This window comes from Occultella aeris (assembly GCF_902703175.1).
Taxonomy (GTDB): domain Bacteria; phylum Actinomycetota; class Actinomycetes; order Actinomycetales; family Beutenbergiaceae; genus Occultella; species Occultella aeris.
In genome coordinates, this window is the sequence record NZ_CACRYJ010000050.1 from 26,472 (window position 1) to 44,150 (window position 17,679).

Consider the following 17,679-nt stretch of genomic DNA (forward strand, 5'->3'; position numbering starts at 1 on the left):
GACAACTCGGTCGATCAAGTCAGTGCGGACTCCAGGGAGGCGGTCGATGACCGGCAGGACGCGACCGGGGCTGCGGGACCTCACCGCCACCCGTGGACTTCTCTACGGCGGCGACTACAACCCGGAGCAGTGGCCCGCCGAGACCGTCGAACACGACGTCGTGCTGATGGTCGCCGCCGGGGTGAACCTGGTGACCGTCGGGGTGTTCTCCTGGAGCCGGATCGAACCCAGCCCGGGCGTGCGGGACTTCGACTGGCTCGACCGCGTCCTCGACCTCCTAGCCGGCGCCGGCATCGCCGTCGACCTCGCCACGCCCACGGCCAGCCCGCCGCCGTGGTTGGCCCACGACCATCCGGACACGCTGCCGGTGACCGCGGACGGGGTGCGGCTGAGCCAGGGTTCCCGCAACCACTTCTGCCCGAGCTCGCCGACGTATCGCGCACACGCGCTCGAGATCGCCACCGACGTCGTGGCCCGGTACGCCGGCCACCCGGCCGTCGCGATGTGGCACGTCGGCAACGAGTTCGGGCAGATCTGCCACTGCGAGGCGTGCGCCGCCGGGTTCCGGCGCTGGCTGCAGGCCCGCTACGACGACCTGACCGGACTGAACACCGCGTGGGCAACCACGTTCTGGTCCCAGGCGTACGGGCGTTGGGAGGAGATCGTGCCGCCGCGAGCGGCGCCCTACCTGATCAACCCGACCCAGCGGCTCGACTACCGCCGGTTCTGCTCCGACACCCTCCTGGAGCTGTACACGGCGCAGCGGGACGTGATCCGCACGGTGGCCCAGGCGACCCCGATCACGACCAACTTCATGGGGTTCTTTCCGCACGTGGACTACTGGTCCTGGGCCGGTGAGCTGGACGTGATCTCCGACGACTCCTACCCGGATCCGGCGGACCCGGACGCCCCGGTCCTGGCCGCGCTCACCCACGACCTGATGCGCTCCCTCGCCGGCGGGCCATGGCTCCTCATGGAGCAGGCCGTCAGCGCCGTGAACTGGCGTGAGCACAACCCGCCGAAATCTCCGGGCCGGATGCGCGCCGATGCCCTGCGCGCGATCGCCCACGGGTCCGACGGCGTGCTCTCGTTCCAGTGGCGGGCCTCGGCGGCCGGGGCCGAGCGGTTCCACTCGGCGATGCTGCCGCACGCGGGACCGGACACCAGACTGCACCGCAGCGTGCGGGCGCTCGGCGCCGACCTGGCCGCGCTCGCGCCGGTCGCCGGGTCGCAGATCCGGGCCCGGGTCGCGATCGCCTTCGACTGGTCCAGCTGGTGGGCGGCCGAGGAACCGGGCGGACCGAGCACCCGGCTGCGGGTGCTGCCCCAGATGTTGTCCTGGTACCGGCCGCTGTGGCGCCGGGGCCTGGCCGTCGACGTGGTCCACCCCGAGGCGGACCTGACCTCCTACGACCTCGTGATCGCACCGCAGCTGCACCTGGTCACCGACGCTGCGGTCGCGAACCTGCGGGCGTACTCCGCCGCCGGCGGGACCCTCGCGCTCGGTCCGTTCAGTGCCGTCGCTGATGCCGACGCAGCGATCCGGACCGGGGCGTTCCCGGCCCCGTTCGCCGATCTGCTCGGCGCCGGCGGTGAGGAGTGGTGCCCACTGCCCGACGGCGGAGCCGCCCTGGTACTCGACGGTCACCGGTACGCCGTGCACACCTGGGCCGAACGGCTCGAGGCGAGTTCCGCCGTCGTCCTCGGCACGTTCGTCGGCGCGGACCTCGACGGCGCACCCGCCGCGGTCCGTTCGCCCGACGGGCGGCTGCTCTACCTCGCCGCCGTCGGCGGCGACGACCTGCTCGAGGCCTGGGTGGCGACCTGCCTCGACGCGGCCGGCGTGACCCCGTCGGGCATCGTGGCGCAGCCACCACCCGGGGTGGAGCACGCCGTCCGCGGCGACCACACCTTCGTGTTCAACCACACCGGCGCGCGGGTGAGCGTCCCGCTCACGCGAGCCTGCCGCGACGTGCTCACCGGCACCGACCACCCGCACGCCGCGGACGTCCCGGCCGACGGCAGCGTCGTCCTGATCGAGAGGCAACCATGAAGTTCACCGATGGCTACTGGAACGTGCTGCCCGGCGTGGAGATCCTCCGTCCCCGCCACGTGGAGTCCGTCGAGGACGGCGGCGACTCGCTGACCGTGTATGCGGCCACCGCGCCGCTGAACCGGCGGGGGGACACCCTGAACCGACCGATGGTGACCATCACACTCGACTCGCCGCTCGACGGCGTGATCGGCGTGCGGATCGAGCACTTCCAGGGCGGTCGCGACCGGCGGCCGGCGTTCGAGCTGGAGGCCGCGCCGGGCGCCGTGCACATCCACCGGCCCGAGCGGCCCGGGGAGAGCGCCACGTTCACGACGGGCGACCTCACTGCGACGATCGACACCGACGGACCCTGGCGCCTGGAGTTCACGGACGCGCAGGGCCGGATCCTGACCGGTTCGGCCGATCGCGGCATCGGGATCATCTCGACCGACGACGGCTCGCACTACGTCCGCGAGCAGCTCGACATCGGGGTGGCCGAGCACCTGTACGGCCTCGGCGAGCGGTTCGGGCCGCTGGTCAAGAACGGCCAGTCGATCGACATCTGGAACGAGGACGGCGGCACCGCGTCGGACCAGGCCTACAAGAACGTCCCGTTCTATGTCTCCGACCGCGGCTACGGGGTGTTCGTGGACCACCCGGAACGGGTTTCCTTCGAGGTCGGCACGGAGGTGGTCTCCCGGACGCAGTTCTCGGTGCCGGGGCAGGTGCTGCAGTACTACGTCATCGGCGGGTCCGACCCGAAGGAGGTGCTGCGCCGGTACACGGCGCTGACCGGCCGCCCGGCGCGGGTGCCCACCTGGTCCTACGGGCTGTGGCTGTCGACCTCGTTCACCACCGACTACGACGAGGCGACGGTCACGTCCTTCATCGACGGGATGGCGCAGCGGGATCTGCCGCTGTCGGTGTTCCACTTCGACTGCTTCTGGATGCGGCAGTTCCACTGGTGCGACTTCGTCTGGGACCCGGCCACGTTCGGTGACCCGGAGGGCATGCTCACCCGGCTGCACGAGCGCGACCTGAAGGTCTCGGTGTGGATCAACCCCTACATCGCCCAGCGCTCACACCTGTTCGCCGAGGGGGCCGAACTCGGCTATCTGGTGAAGACCGCTGACGGGGACATCTGGCAGTGGGATATGTGGCAGGCCGGGATGGCTCTCGTGGACTTCACGAACCCCGGCGCGTGGACCTGGTACCAGGACAAGCTGCGGGTGCTGCTGCGCCAGGGGGTGGACGCGTTCAAGACCGACTTCGGCGAGCGGATCCCCACCGACGTGGTCTGGCACGACGGGTCCGACCCACAGCGGATGCACAACTACTACACGCACCTGTACAACGCCTGCGTCTTCGAGCTCCTCCAGAAGGAGAGGGGGACCGGTGAGGCCGTGCTGTTCGCGCGCTCGGCGACCGCCGGCGGCCAGCAGTTCCCGGTGCACTGGGGCGGTGACTGCGAGTCGACGTTCGCCTCGATGGCGGAGTCGCTGCGCGGCGGGCTGTCCCTGGCGATGTCCGGGTTCGGGTTCTGGAGCCACGACATCGGCGGCTTCGAGGGCATGCCGGACCCAGCCGTGTTCAAGCGGTGGCTCGCGTTCGGTCTGCTCTCCTCGCACAGCCGCCTGCACGGGTCGTCCTCCTATCGGGTGCCGTGGGCATTCGACGACGAGGCGGTGGACGTGGCCCGCCGGTTCATCCACCTCAAGTACGAGTTGATGCCCTACCTGGCCCGGGCCGGCCAGATCGCCACCGCCGAGGGGGTGCCGGTGATGCGCCCGATGGTCCTGGAGTTCCCCCGCGACCGCAGCGCGGCCGCGGCCGACACCCAGTACCTGCTCGGCGACTCGGTGCTCGTGGCCCCGGTCTTCGACGCCGACGGGGACGTCGAGTTCTACGTCCCCGAGGGCACCTGGACGAACCTGCTCACCGACGAGAAGCTGACCGGCCCGAGGTGGGTGCGCCAGCGGCACGGCTTCGACACCTTGCCCCTGCTCGTGCGGCCAGGCGCCGTGCTGCCGCTCGGTGCCCGCACCGACCGGCCCGACTACGACTACGCCGACGGCGTGCGGCTGGCGGTCTTCGAGTTCGCCGACGGCGCCGGCACCACGGTGAGTGTCCCGACGGCGGATGCCTCGGGCACCGCGGCGACGTTCACGGTGACCCGCACCGGCAACCGCCTCGAAGTGAGCGCCGCAGGGACCGACCGCCCCTGGGCGGTGCGCCTCGCCGGAGCCGACCACCCCGCGAGCGGGGATACCCTCACACTGGACGTTCCGCCGTCGTGGGCGGGACTCGACACCGACGGAGCAGACCGTGACCAGCATTGACACCTCCCCGGCGACCGACGCGGTCGCCGACCCGGGCACCGGGCGCCGCTTCGGCGCCGACTTCGTGTGGGGCTCGGCCACCGCCGCGTACCAGGTGGAGGGCGCCGCCACCGAGGGTGGCCGCGGACCGTCGATCTGGGACACCTTCTCGCACACCCCGGGAAGGACCCTCAACGGGGACACCGGCGACGTCGCGATCGACCACTACCACCGCGTCACCGAGGACGTCGCCCTGATGAAGGAGCTCGGTCTGGCGGCGTACCGCTTCTCGATCTCCTGGCCGCGGGTGCAGCCAGGCGGGTCCGGATCGGCGAACCCCGAGGGCCTGGCGTTCTACTCCCGGCTCGTCGACGAGCTGCTGGCGGCCGGCATCAAGCCCGTGGTGACGCTCTACCACTGGGACCTGCCCGCCGAGCTGGAGGAGGCCGGCGGCTGGACGAACCGGGCCACCGCCTATGCCTTTGCCGAGTACGCGCGGATCGTCGCGGCCGAGCTCGGGGACCGGGTGGGCCTGTGGACCACCCTGAACGAGCCGTGGTGTGCGGCGTTCCTCGGCTACGCCGCCGGCGTGCACGCGCCCGGCCGGACCGAACCGGTGGCGGCGCTGCAGGCCGCCCACCACCTGAACCTCGCCCACGGCCTGGCCGCACGCGCGATCCGCGACGAGCTCGGCGAGGACACCCCGGTCTCGATCACGCTGAACCTGCACGTGACCCGCCCGGTGGACGCGACCTCGGCGGCCGACGCCGACGCCGTCCGGCAGCTCGACGCGGTCGGCAACCGGATCTGGTTGGACCCCCTGTTCAAGGGCACCTACCCGGCCGACCTGCTCGCCGACACCGCGCACCTGACCGACTGGTCCTTCGTGCAGCCCGGCGACGGCGAGCTCATCAACGTCCCGCTGGACTCCCTCGGCGTGAACTACTACTCCACGTCCCGGGCCCGCCGGCACGCGGGCACGGGAGAGCCGGAGCGGGCCGACGGGCACGGCGCCGGCGCGAGCCCCTGGGTCGGCGCGGACACGGTGGAGTTCCTCGAGATGCCCGGCCCGCACACCGCGATGGGCTGGAACATCGACCCCGACGGGCTCGTCGAACTGCTGCTGCGGCTGCACCGCGAGTACCCGGACACGCCGCTGATGATCACCGAGAACGGCGCCGCGTTCGCCGACGAGGTGGGTCCCGACGGCGCCGTGCACGACGACGACCGGGTCGCCTACCTGCACGGCCACATCGACGCCGTCGCGCGGGCCATCGACGCCGGTGCGGACGTGCGCGGCTACTTCGTGTGGTCGCTGTTCGACAACTTCGAGTGGGCGTTCGGGTACGAGCGCCGGTTCGGGATCGTGCGGGTGGACTACGACACGCAGGTGCGCACCCCGAAGGACTCCGCCCGCTGGTACGCCGACCTGATCGCCACCGGCTCGCTCTGACCGCCGGGCCGGCCCCGGCAGGTGGGCGGCACGCCCGGGATCGGCCCCGATCCGCTCAGGAGAGCGTGCCGCGCACGATGCTGTCGCCGCTGTGCGCCGGGTCGCCGTCGAACGGTTCGTCCGAGACGTCCACGACAGGAAACTCCCCGAGGTCCAGACCAGGGGGCAGGTCGAAGCTGGCCTCGGTACCGGTGAGGATGCCGAGGCTGACCAGCCGTTGCGCGTCGGCGTCAAGGAGCCACACCTCCAGGTAGCCCGCGTTGCCCGGGTCCGGCAGCTCGACGCGCAGCACCTGATGATCGTCCACCTGATGCACCGCAGCCGTGCCGGTCACATCGTGGCCGGGGAGCGGGGCGAGTTCGGCCGAAGCGACCACGGGCGCCTCGGGCTCGCCGAGCGAGAACGCGACTGCGGTGCCTGCCACCCCGAGCGCGAAGCCGGCGGCGGCGACCCAGGCCGGACGCCGCCACCACGGCGTGGGTCGAGGGTTGCGCACGGGCAGCGGCGTGGCGGCCGTCCCGCCGGCCTCCGGGGCGTCCGTGCTCGGACGCACGGGGGCCAGGCCCAGCTCGGCGGCGACCCGGTCCCAGACGTGCTCATCGGGCCGCTCCAGTTCAGGTGCACCGGAACGGGCGGCAGTGGTCACCCGTTCCAGGGCGGTCACCTCCTGCCGGCAGGCATCGCACCCGTCCAGGTGCGCCAGCGCTTCCGGCCCCGGATCCTCGCCGAGGGCGCGGAGGGCGATCGTCTCGTCGTCAAGATGGGACATCTGTCACCTCCAGTCTCGTGCGTAGCCTGCCGAGGCTCCGTCTGATGTGTGACTTCACCGTGCCGAGGGGCAGGCCCACCCGGTCGGCGATCTCGACATGGGTCAGTTCGTCGAAGAACGCCATACGGATAATTGTGCGTTGTGGATCACCAAGATCCTCGATCGCCTGCGCGACCACGACCTGGTCCACCACCTGTGCCGAGCCATCCGCCACCTGCTCGACGGCGCCGGTCCTGGCCGCGGCGGCGGCCCGGCCCTCCCGGGCCCGGCGGGCATGGGTGTCCGCGACGATGTTCCTGGTGATCCCGACCAGCCAGGCCTGCAGCGGCGCTCGGGCCAGGTCGAATGTGGCACGGCCACGCCAGGCGGCCACGAACACCTGTTGGGTCACGTCCTCCGCGTCCACCACCGAACCGAGGGAGCGCAGTGCGATGGTGAACACCAACGGGGAGAAACGCTCGTACATGGAGCGAACCGACTCGGGACGTCCCTCCAGGAAGGCCCGTTCGAGGAGCGCGGTCGTCGCGTCGAGGTCCTCCACCCGCGCAGACCTCCCGATCGTGACCCGAGGCGCGCCCGACGGGAGCCCGACGCGCTGACTCATCCTGCGCGAACTCTAGCGGTCACCACGAAATTGTCGTCGTAGCTTTGCCTCTCGGCATCCCAGCGTCCCCCGCAGGTGATGAGCACCAGCCGATGGTCGCCGGCACGCTCGAAGTAGGGCCGCAGGTCGATCACGTCCTTCGCCAGGCGCTCCACGGACTCCACCTGGTACTGCACCGCGGTCCCGTCCGCCAGGGTGACCGTGATCGCATCGCCTGGTGCGGCGTCGCCCAAGCCGTGGAACGGTCCCACCGGTGTCACGTACGAACCGGCATGCGCTGCGATCACCGCCGCACCGGATCCCGCTCCCGCGCTCGGGCCGAACCGGTACCAGCCGGCTACCAGCGCATCCTCCGGGATCTCCATCTGACCGTCCGGGGCGATGCCGACCGCGGTGACGGGCATGTCGATGTCAAGTGCCGGCATCTGGATGCGAGCAGGGGCGACAACCGGCACCACGGGCCGGGTGGCGGTCGCGTCGATCACCGGGACCCGCGTTCGGAGGAGCTCGACTGTGACCGTGCCGGCCGCTTCGGACCGGTCCGGCGCCGGGGTGCTGGTCCCGGGCGCCGGCGCGGTGGTGGCGGTGCCGGCCGAGTCGGCAGCATCGGCCGGCACCGCCGTCGAGGTGGTGGGCTGCTCCCCAGGGGCGAGGGAGCAGCCCACCATGAGGGCGAGGCCCGCGACCACGGCGACGACACCGGTGCGCCGCGTGCCCCGCGAGCCCATCAGCGGGTGCGGGTCACGGCGGCCCGACGGACGCCGAGAGCCATGACCAGGACCAGCGCCGCGGCACCGCCCGCCCAGAGAGCGACCGAGGACGACTTCTCGATGACCTGCACCTGACCGGTGGGCACGCCGTCCGGGGTGGAGTGCAGACCCTCGATCGTCTGGGTGGCGAGCGCGAGGTTGCCGGCCTCGAGGCTGCCCCAGGCGTAGACGATGGTGCCGACGCCCTCGGCGACGGTCACATCTGCCGGCCCGATGACCGGGTCCGTGGTGCCGGCGGCCGCGACGGCTGCCGAGACGGTGCCGGCGGGCAGGTCGAGGGAGGACTCCTCGGGGTTGGCCAGGCCACTGATCACTGCCGTCCCGCCGGCCAGCACGTCCACGGCGGGAGCGGCCGCGACGTGGCGAACCGTGAGCCGGCCCTCGCCCGCTGCGGTCGGAGTGTGGTCGTTGGTGAACAGCGTGGCGGTCGGGGTGCTGCCCTCGGCGTCCAGGTGGGCCACAGCGGTGTAGTCCATGCCCGCCTCCAGCGGCAGGTCGACCGGACCGATCGCCGGCGCGCTGTCATCGGCTGCGTCCGCAGCGGTGATCGCGACCGTGTACGTCCCCGGCTCCAGGTCCAGCGGCCCGGCCAGCTCACCGGGGGTGAAGTCGTCGAGAGTGAGCTCACCGTTGACATAGACGTCCACGGTGAGGTCCGGAACGCCGTGCAGCACCGACAGTGACGCGGTATGGGAGTCCGCGGCGGCCGGTGCGGCGGCGAGAACGAGCACGGCGATGCCGAGTGTTCCGCCGAGAGTGGCTGCTGATCTGCGCATGGTGGTTCCTCCTGGGTGATCCGGCGGAGCCGGAGGGATGCTGACATGGAGGTATTCCTTCGGAGGGCACCGCGCGGATGCACCTGCGCCAAGATTTCTGCCGGCGCTCGCAGCGGACGTGTTCCCGCACGCCGGCGGCGCGGGCGTGCGGGCGGCGCAACGGCGGGCGATAGTGGGGGGATGTGGCCCATCGAGAGCCTGGCCGAGGCGGGGAGATCGTGAGCTCGGCCGTGCCGCGCAGCATCGGCGCCCGGGGTGCCGTAGTCCAACGGGCGCCCGTGGTGGGTTCGGTGACACGATGACCAATGTGCTGCGGGGCGCCGACGCCGAGCGTCGGGACCCGACCGGAACCATCCGCCGGATCTCCGTTGCCCGGGTGCTCCAGGCGCTCGTGCTGGGTGCCTGTGCCCTGAGTGTCGGCGTCGCCGCTGCGTTCGGGGTGGTCTCGGTCGCCGTGATGGCGCTCGTGCTCCTCGGGCTGGTCCTCGCCAGACTCGTGGCGACGCCGGCGAGCCTGGTGGCCCTCTCGGGCACCGTCCTCCTGGTCGCGGCCTGGGCGAGCGTGTTCGACCTGTACTCCCGGATCGGCTGGCTCGACCTGGCGGTGCACGCGAGTGCGACCGGCGCGCTCGCGGCGATGGGCACGAGCGCGCTGAGGCGCACCGGCATCCTCAGCGCTCCGGGCTCGTCGAGCACGCTGGTGCTCTCCACGACGGCACTCGTAGTCGGCCTCGCCCTGGGTGTGCTGTGGGAGGTGGGTGAGTGGGCCGGTCACACCTACGTGGATGGTGACATCGGCGTGGGTTACGAGGACACGATCGGTGACCTGGTGGCGGGTGGAGCGGGCGCAGCCCTCGCCGGTGTCCTTGTTGCCCGCCGCCGGAACACAAGCAGGGACGCCACGCGATGACCGGCCCGGAAGTGCCCGGATCATGCCCACCTGTTCCCGGACTCAGCGTGGTCATCCCGGCGCGCAACGACGCCCCCGCGCTCGAGCGCTGCCTTGCGGCGCTCGGCCGGCAGACCTGCCCGCCACTGGAGGTGATCGTCGTGGACAACGGGTCCGTCGACGCGACGGCCGCTGTCGCGCAGCGGCACGGGACCCTGCTGCTCACCGAGCCACGACCAGGCATCGCGCCGGCGGCGACCCGCGGCTACGACGCAGCCCGTGGTCACCTGATCGGCCGCCTCGACGCGGACTCGGTGCCCCCGCCGGACTGGGTTCACCGGATGGTGGCCGCCATCGAGGCCGCCGGCGCTGACGCGGTCACCGGCACGGGCCGTTTCTACGACGGGGGGCCGCTCGCACGCCCGGTCGCGCGCCTGTACCTGGGCTCGTACTACCTGCTGTGTGCCGCCGCCCTCGGTCACCCGCCGCTGTGGGGGTCGAACATGGTGCTGCGGCGCTCGGCATGGGAGTCCGCGCGAGGACGCGTGCACGCCGACGACCCCGATGTTCACGATGATCTCGATCTGGCGTTCGCACTCGGTCCGCATGCGCGGATCGTGGTCGATCGCGGCCCCGGCGTGGGCGTCTCGGCACGGTCGGTGCGCGGTGCGGCGCAGTGGCGGCGCCGAATCGGCCGTGCACGGCACACCCTCTCGGTGAACTGGCGGGTGCAACGGCCGTGGGAACGATGGCAGGTGCGGTTGGCGCGCTGAGCCATGCGGTCGCGGCGTCCACTGCCGGTCCCCTCACGCGATGCCTCACCCGGAGGCCGGCCGGCCCGGGCACGTCGTGGATCTGGGGGAGGATGGCGAGACCCGCCCGGACGGTTCGCAATGGGCGTTGCGTCCCGTGCAGGGATCGGGCAGGAACTAACGGTGTCCCCGGCGCCGGTTCGGCATCGTGCACGTCGATTACGGCACTCGCTCGAGCGCACCCCCAAGGACTCCGCGCTGGCACGACGAACTCGTCGCCGGCCGCAACTTGTGAGCCTTCACAGGCCCTTGACGCGCTGGTTCGGGAACGACTAGACATGGCTCACTCGCGACGATGCGAGTTCAGGTCTATTCGGGGGACGGTCCCAAGTGTCCAAGACGCGTTCACGCCTTGTTGCTCTGCTCGCGACTGCCGCTCTCGCCCTGGGGTTCGCCCCGGCCGCGAACGCCCACGTGAGCACCGAACGGATCGACCCGGCGGACGCCGATGCGTCCTCGCTCGAGCCGGCCGAGGTCTCCGGGTCGACGTCGCTCGCGCGGGACCGGGGTACGGTGCTCAGGCTCGGCACGGCCGCTACCGCCGAGCTGTACATCGTCCAGCTCGAGGCGCCGACGGTCTCCGCGTACGAGGGTGGCATCCAGGCGTTCCAGGCGACGAGACCGGACGCCGGGGAGCGGCTGGACCCAGCCTCGGCGTCGGTCCAGGAGTACCGGTCCTACCTCGCCGCCGAGCAGGGCGACCTCACCCAGGCGATCGAGGCGGAGATCGGCCGGGTCCCTGACGTCACGTTCTCCTACACGTACGCCCTCAACGGCATCGCGGTCGAACTGACCACCGACGAGGCGGCGGCGGTCGCGCGACTGAGCGGCGTGACCTCGGTCGTCGTCGATGTCGAGCGCCAGTTGCAGACCGACAACGGCCCCGCCTGGATCGGCGCCCCGTCCATCTGGGACGGCAGCGCCACCGGAGTCGACGGCACCCGCGGCGAGGGCATCGTCGCCGGTGTCCTGGACACCGGCGTGAACCCGTCCAACCCGTCTTTCGCCGACTCGGTGCCCGTGACCGCGGGCGGCGACGGCTACGACCACACCAACCCCAGGCCAGGATTCGTCGGGATGTGCGACCCCGCGAACACCGAGCAGTACGACCCGCGCTTCGTCTGCAACGACAAGCTGATCGGCGCGTGGGACTTCGTCGGTGACGGCCCGTTCGACACGGACGGCCACGGCTCGCACACCGCCAGCACGGTCGCCGGCAACCAGGTGGACGCGGTCGTCGAGGGACCCTCCGGGATCAGCGAGACCCGCCGCATCCAAGGCGTCGCCCCGCACGCCAACCTGATCACCTACGACGTCTGCACCACCGGCTGCTCGACGGCGGCGATCACGGCAGCGATCGACCAGGCCATCGACGACGGCGTCGACGTCATCAACTACTCGATCGGCTCCGAAACGCCGTCGAGCGTGTGGGCCGATCCCGACACCCTGGGCTTCCTGAACGCACGCGCGGCCGGCGTCTTCGTCGCGACGTCGGCGGGCAACGACGGCCCGGGCGCCGCCACCCTCGGCTCGCCGGCCGACGCCCCCTGGCTCACCAGCGTCGCGAACTCGACGCACGATCGCCGGTATGTGAACGCGGCGACCGGTCTGACCCGTTCCGACGGCGTCACCCACCCCGACATCGCCGGGCTCGGATTCACCGTCGGCTACGGGCCGGCGCCCGTCGTCTACGCGGGCGACCACGGCAACCCGCTGTGCCTGGCCGGGATCTTCCCGGAGGGCACCTTCGACGGCCAGATCGTCGTGTGCGACCGCGGCGAGAACGGCCGCGTCGAGAAGGGACAGGTGGCCCTGGCCGCCGGTGCCGGCGGCATGATCCTCGCCAACGACGAGGCCAGCGGCTCATCGCTCACCGGGGACGCGCACGTCCTGCCCGCGGTCCACATCACCTATGCCGACGGTGTCTCGCTCAAGACCTGGCTCGCCGAGGGCGACGGGCACGCCGGGGGGATCGCCGGTGCGTCACTCGACATCAGGCCCGAGAACGGCGACGTGACGTCCGCGAGCTCGAGCCGCGGTCCGAACCGGGCGATCGACCTCGTCTCGCCGAGCGTCACCGCTCCTGGCACCGACATCCTCGCCGCCTACGGCGCCTCGACGACCGATGCCGAGGTGGCGGCGACGTGGAACTTCGTATCCGGCACCTCGATGGCGAGCCCGCACGTCGCCGGGGCCGGTGCGCTCCTCACCGCGCTCGAGCCGACGTGGACCCCCGCCGAGATCCAGTCCGCCCTCATGACCACGGCCAGCACCGCTAGCGTCACGAAGGAGGACGGAACGACGCCGGCGGACCCGTTCGACATGGGCTCGGGTCGCGTGGACCTGCAGGCCGCCGCGAATGCCGGGCTCCTCCTCGACGAGACCATCGCCGCATACCTGGCGGCGGACCCGGGTCTGGGCGGTGACCCTAGGTCGTTGAACGTGGCCAGCATGGCCGACGGCCAGTGCCTCCAGAGTTGCTCGTGGACCAGAACGGTCACCGGCTCCGCCGACGGCAGCGTCACCTGGACGGCCGCGGCAACCGCGGACGGTCTGTCGCTGACCGTGGCGCCGTCCACCTTCACCCTGGCCGAGGGCGAGACGCGGGAGATCACCGTCACCGCGGATGTCTCCGGTGTCGAGGCGGGCACCTGGCTCTTCGGTGAGGTCACGCTGACCCCCTCGACCGAGGGTGTCCCGCCCGCAGCCCTGCCGGTCGCCGTGCTGCCCTCGACCGGCGTGCTTCCGGACGAGGTCGTCATCGACACCCGGCGGGACGCCGGGTCGCAGCTCGCCGACGGTCTCGAGGCCATCGAGATCAGCGACCTGCATGTCGGGGTGGCCGGCCTCACTCCGTCCGTCGCGACCGAGTACTCCGTGCCACAGGACCCGACCAATCCCGACCCCTACGACACCCCGGCCGGGACGGTCGTCGCAACCTTCGAGGTGCCCGACGGCGCGGCTCGGTTCGTCGCTGAGGTGACGGCGTCCACGGCGGTGGACATCGACCTCTTCGTGGGGCAGGGCACGACCCCCAGCGCCGCGACCGAGGTCTGCGCGAGCACGACCGCGGGCTCCATCGAGCGCTGCGACGTGGGCGCCCCGGACGCCGGCACCTGGTGGGTGCTGCTGCAGAACTGGGAGGCGTCCGCGCCCGACGCGACCGACACGGTCACGCTCGGCGTCGCGGTCGTGGCCGGAGATGCCGGAAACCTGACGGTGGAAGGCCCGGCGTCCAACCCTGCCGGGACACCGTTCGACCTGCGGGTGTTCTACGACGAGCCCCTCCTGGAGGAGGGGCAACGCTGGTTCGGCGCCATCAGCCTCGGGTCGTCCGCAAACTCACCCGGGGACATCGGCATCCTGCCGGTGACGCTGAACCGGTTCGCGGACGACGTCACCAAGACAGCCGACGTCGAGGTCGCATCGCCCGGCGACACGGTGACCTACACGGTCACCGTCGAACCGAACGTCACTGACACCGACCTCGAGTACACGCTCACCGACACGATCCCGGCGGGCATGACCTACGTCGAGGGCTCGGCCACTGGCGGCGCGACGGTGACCGACGGCGTCCTGGAGTGGCAGGGCATCCTGCCGACCGCGGTCGGCGCCGAGGGCTCCTACGCCATCACCCACAGTGGTGCGAACCCGACGTGTGCCAACCCGTTCGATGGCGGCGGGTACGTCGACCTGGCAAGTCTCGGGAACTTCGCGGCGAACCCCGGTATCTCGGGTGACACGGCGGCGTTCACGGTCTCGAGCACGGTCGCGCCGTTCAGCTTCTACGGCGTCGCCTACGACGCGATCTCACTGACCGACGACGGGTTTGTGATCTTCGACGGCGCGTCGAACTACGGCGGCAGCCCGTGGGAACCGCAGGCTGTGCCCGCCGCGGCACTGCCCAACAACCTGCTGGCCATGCTCTGGCAGGACATGGAGATCGTCTACGACGAGGCCACGAACAAGGGCGTGACGCTCGTCAACCTCGGCGGCACCGGAGCCGGAAGCATGCTGGTCATCGAGTACGACGACGTCCAGCTCTACGGTGATCCGGACAGCACGTACGACGTCGAGATCTTCGCCCTGCGCGGTCAGGACGACGCGGCCGGTCAGTACGAGTTCTACGTCGCCTACGACAACGTCACCGGTCCGGTCGAGGGTCCGCTGACCATCGGGGCCGAGAACGTGCCGGGCACCTCCGGCCAAGCGCTCGTGAACAACGACTCGGGGGCGGGTGTCGTCGCGAACGATACCGTCGTGTGCTTCGACTACCAGGGCCCGACGTTCGACCCGGTGACGATCACCTACCAGGCCACCATCGACGACTCGGGCGTCGGCAACGGTGACGTGCTGACCAACGAGGTCATCCACGTGAGCGACAACCCGGGCTCGCAGCCGGTGACCACCGGCGTCGGCGTGACGATCGAGGGCGTCTTCGAGATCCCGGTCGTCACGATCGAGGGCACGCTCGACGCGCAGGAGCCGCGCACCGACGGGTTGTTCACCTTCACACGGACCGGTGACCTCTCCGAGGCGCTCACGATGCGCTACCACGTGGAGCCCACGTGGCGAGCGATACCGGGGATCGACTACGTCCGACTCGACGGCAGGGTCACGTTCGCTGCCGGCTCCGCGACTGCCACGGAGACGGTCGACGTCATCGACCGGTGGCTGCCGATCCTCTATCGGCGGACGCTCACCCTGACGATCATCGACAGGGACGCCTACGACGTCGGTGAGCCGGGCTCGGCCTCGATCGACATCAAGACCGACTGGCGCTGGCCGTGGCAGCACGGCATCCCGGCGCCGGTCTAGCAGCACCTAGCGCTGCAGCCGGATTTGCAGCGTTCCCAGCTCGGAGAAGCCGACGGCTGCCGCCTGTGACACTTCGGCGGCACCTTCGTAGCCGACCAGTTCCGTTCCCGGGTGGCGGCAGTGGCGCGGGCCACCACCGCGGCCCACGCCTCGCGGATCTGCCCGTCCGGCTCGTTCCCGGCGGCGAAGACGTTCGAGATTCCGACGACCCCTCTCCGAGGTTCACTGCCGCGCCGCCGACCGTCCGATCGCCGTCGAGGACCGAGACCACCTGGATCGTCGGCAGTCCCGGGAGCTGTCGGCAACGGACAGGACGTCGGCGGGTGGGGCCGCCGGGGACAGGCTGACGGCGTCCGGGTAGTACGGCGGGCTCGGCGCCAGAGCGCCTGGCCCGCTCGCCGAACCTGGTCGGGATCCCGTGTGAGCGACAGACGGCGGCGCACCATCGCGCGTTGTTGCGGGCGGCCAGCCGTTGTCGACGCGCCGGGAGATCCATCCGACGAGCATGCCCCCGCCGACGAGGAACGGCCGACCGCGCTGCACCGCCGCCGCGCCCCCGGCGGCAGGACCTGGGAGACAATGGTGGACATGGCCCGCAAGTCCCGCCGCCGCCCCTACGACGAGCCGCACCCCGAGCTCGACGTCGAGTCGGTGCTGCGCGGACGGGCCCGCACCGAGACCCGTGCGGACGGTTCGCGGTGGGCGGTACGTCCCGTGCAGGGATCGGACAAGACCTACCGATGTCCCGGTTGTGCGCAGGAGATCGCACCCGGCGTTGCCCACGTGGTGGCCTGGGGCGACGACCACCTGTTCGGGGCCGAAGCCGCCCTGTCCGAGCGCCGGCACTGGCACACTGCCTGCTGGCAGGCTCGGGACCGCCGCCGACCGGGCTGAGACGTCAGGGCAGGTCCCAGGTGTGCACGGGCTGGTTGGCGTGCATGCCGTCCATGTACAGCCGGAGCATCTCGGACAGCGCCTCGGCCCGGCTCAGGCCGGTTCGTTCGAGCGCGGCGACGGCCTCGACCTGCCACGACGCGCCGTTGCGGCGCAGCTTCGCGCGGGCCTCGATGATGCCAAGGTAGCGCTCGATCACGGAGGTGGACACGTGCCGCCGGCGCAGGCCCTCCGCGGCCAGCGGCAGCAGGTGCCGCAGCACCAGTTCGTCCCAGGGCACCTCGCCGTAGCCCGGCCAGTACAGCACCGAGTCGACGCCGTCCCGGGCGGCGGTCTCGAAGTTGGACCGGGCGCCGTCGAAGGACAGCTTCGTCCAGGTCGGGCGGTCCTCGGTGGCCAGCATCTGCACCGCGCCGTAGTAGAACGCGGCGTTCGCCAGTACGTCGACCACGGTCGGCCCGGCCGGCAGCACCCGGTTCTCCACGCGCAGGTGCGGGACGCCGTCGACCACGTCGTAGACGGGGCGGTTCCACCGGTACACCGTGCCGTTGTGCAGGCGCAGTTCCTGCAGCCGCGGTGCTCGCCCGGCCGCGAGCTCGGCCTCGGGATCCTCGTCGGTGGACTCCGGCAGCAGCGCGGGGAAGAACCGCACGTTCTCCTCGAACAGGTCGAAGATGGACGTGATCCAGCGGTCCCCGAAGAACACCGGCGGACGCACGCCCTGGTTGCGCAGCTCGGGGGACCGGGTGTCCGTGGCCTGCCGGAACAGCTCGATCCGGGTCTCGGCCTGGAGTTGCTTGCCGAACAGGAACGGGGAGTTGGCGCCGACCGCCAACTGCGGTCCGGCGAGCAGCTGGGCCGCGTTCCAGTTCGCCGCGAAGTCGCCGGGATTGACCTGCAGGTGCAGCTGCACGGACGTGCAGGCGGACTCCGGGGCGATCGTGGCGGTGAGCATGCGCAGGTGCTCCGCGCCGGCGATGTCCAGTTCGATGTCCTCCCGCCGGGCCGCGAACACCGCCTCCTCGAGGGCCTGGTAACGCGGGTTCGCACTCATCCAGTCCCCGGTCAGGTGCTCGGGCGTCAGGGTGGGCAGGATCCCGACCATCACGATCGCCGAGCCGGACCGGGCGGCCCGCTCGTCCGCGTGATCGAGGGAGGAGCGCAGCCGCGTCTCCAGGTCCAGCACGGCGTCGCCGGGCAGTGCCTGCGGGGGCACGTTCAGTTCGATGTTGTAGCGCGCCAGTTCCGTCTGGAAGGCCGGGTCCGCGATCGCGGCGAGGACCTGAGCGTTCGCCATCGCGGGCCGCCGGTCGGCATCGACGAGGTTGAGCTCGATCTCCAGGCCGGTCAGCGGCCGGTCCTCGTCGAACATCTCGGTCGCGAGCATGCGCTCGAACACGTCCAGGCAGCGGCGGACCTTCTCCCGGTAGCGCTGACGCTGCTCGCGGGTGAACGTGGGGGAGGAGATCTCATCACCCACTGCTGCCTCCTCTGCTCGCCCAGTGCCCGCGACCGCTGCCTCGCGACGCGCAAGCGCCCCA

12 protein-coding genes are annotated in these 17,679 nt (G+C 71.5%); 7 read left to right on the forward strand and 5 right to left on the reverse strand.

Annotation, left to right across the window (positions count from 1 at the left end):
* Positions 1–46 precede the first annotated feature (46 nt).
* The 3 genes from HALOF300_RS16990 to HALOF300_RS17000 are packed head-to-tail and all read left to right on the forward strand — an operon-like array spanning position 47 to position 5,806.
* Positions 47–2,053 carry a beta-galactosidase gene (locus HALOF300_RS16990; RefSeq protein WP_156742107.1) on the forward strand — a complete coding sequence of 669 codons (2,007 nt, stop codon included), beginning with the start codon at positions 47–49 and terminating at the stop codon, positions 2,051–2,053.
* Entirely contained in the window at positions 2,050–4,374 is a 2,325-nt protein-coding gene (yicI, locus tag HALOF300_RS16995) for an alpha-xylosidase (protein ID WP_156742108.1), read from the forward strand. The genes HALOF300_RS16990 and yicI overlap by 4 nt, the downstream gene beginning before the upstream one ends.
* Entirely contained in the window at positions 4,361–5,806 is a 1,446-nt protein-coding gene (locus HALOF300_RS17000) for a GH1 family beta-glucosidase (protein ID WP_408636878.1), read from the forward strand. The genes yicI and HALOF300_RS17000 overlap by 14 nt, the downstream gene beginning before the upstream one ends.
* A 55-nt stretch (positions 5,807–5,861) precedes the next feature.
* Here the strand turns inward: HALOF300_RS17000 and HALOF300_RS17005 are convergent, their stop codons facing one another.
* Genes HALOF300_RS17005 through HALOF300_RS17020 form a run of 4 tightly spaced genes read right to left on the reverse strand, consistent with a single transcriptional unit; the run spans position 5,862 to position 8,725 of the window.
* Positions 5,862–6,575, reverse strand: a complete 714-nt coding sequence (locus HALOF300_RS17005; RefSeq protein ID WP_156742109.1) for an anti-sigma factor — start codon at positions 6,573–6,575, stop codon at positions 5,862–5,864.
* Positions 6,562–7,179 (reverse strand): RNA polymerase sigma factor, encoded by a 618-nt coding sequence (locus HALOF300_RS17010; protein ID WP_156742110.1) that lies wholly within the window; start codon positions 7,177–7,179, stop codon positions 6,562–6,564. Before HALOF300_RS17010 ends, HALOF300_RS17005 begins: the two co-directional genes overlap by 14 nt.
* A complete protein-coding gene (locus tag HALOF300_RS17015; protein WP_156742111.1) occupies positions 7,176–7,907 on the reverse strand; it encodes a class F sortase in 732 nt (243 codons plus the stop codon). Before HALOF300_RS17015 ends, HALOF300_RS17010 begins: the two co-directional genes overlap by 4 nt.
* The gene (locus HALOF300_RS17020; protein ID WP_156742112.1) at positions 7,907–8,725 is read right to left on the reverse strand and encodes a DUF4397 domain-containing protein; all 819 of its coding nucleotides are present in this window, start codon (positions 8,723–8,725) and stop codon (positions 7,907–7,909) included. The genes HALOF300_RS17015 and HALOF300_RS17020 overlap by 1 nt, the downstream gene beginning before the upstream one ends.
* 298 nt (positions 8,726–9,023) lie before the next feature.
* Between HALOF300_RS17020 and HALOF300_RS17025 the strand changes: the two genes are divergently transcribed.
* From HALOF300_RS17025 to HALOF300_RS17040, 4 genes are all read left to right on the forward strand, one after another.
* Positions 9,024–9,635, forward strand: a complete 612-nt coding sequence (locus tag HALOF300_RS17025; RefSeq protein ID WP_156742113.1) for a hypothetical protein — start codon at positions 9,024–9,026, stop codon at positions 9,633–9,635.
* A gap of 47 nt (positions 9,636–9,682) precedes the next feature.
* A complete protein-coding gene (locus tag HALOF300_RS17030; RefSeq protein ID WP_231955525.1) occupies positions 9,683–10,387 on the forward strand; it encodes a glycosyltransferase family 2 protein in 705 nt (234 codons plus the stop codon).
* A gap of 369 nt (positions 10,388–10,756) precedes the next feature.
* Positions 10,757–15,244: a S8 family serine peptidase gene (locus HALOF300_RS17035; RefSeq protein WP_156742115.1), complete on the forward strand. Its 4,488-nt coding sequence runs from the start codon at positions 10,757–10,759 to the stop codon at positions 15,242–15,244.
* Positions 15,245–15,832: 588 nt separating this feature from the next.
* Positions 15,833–16,138 (forward strand): hypothetical protein, encoded by a 306-nt coding sequence (locus HALOF300_RS17040; protein ID WP_156742116.1) that lies wholly within the window; start codon positions 15,833–15,835, stop codon positions 16,136–16,138.
* Between the two features lie 4 nt (positions 16,139–16,142).
* On the opposite strand, the gene HALOF300_RS17045 is transcribed toward HALOF300_RS17040, so the two are convergent.
* Positions 16,143–17,618, reverse strand: coding sequence for a glutamate--cysteine ligase family protein (locus HALOF300_RS17045; RefSeq protein ID WP_156742117.1), 1,476 nt, complete (start codon positions 17,616–17,618; stop codon positions 16,143–16,145).
* Positions 17,619–17,679 lie beyond the last annotated feature (61 nt).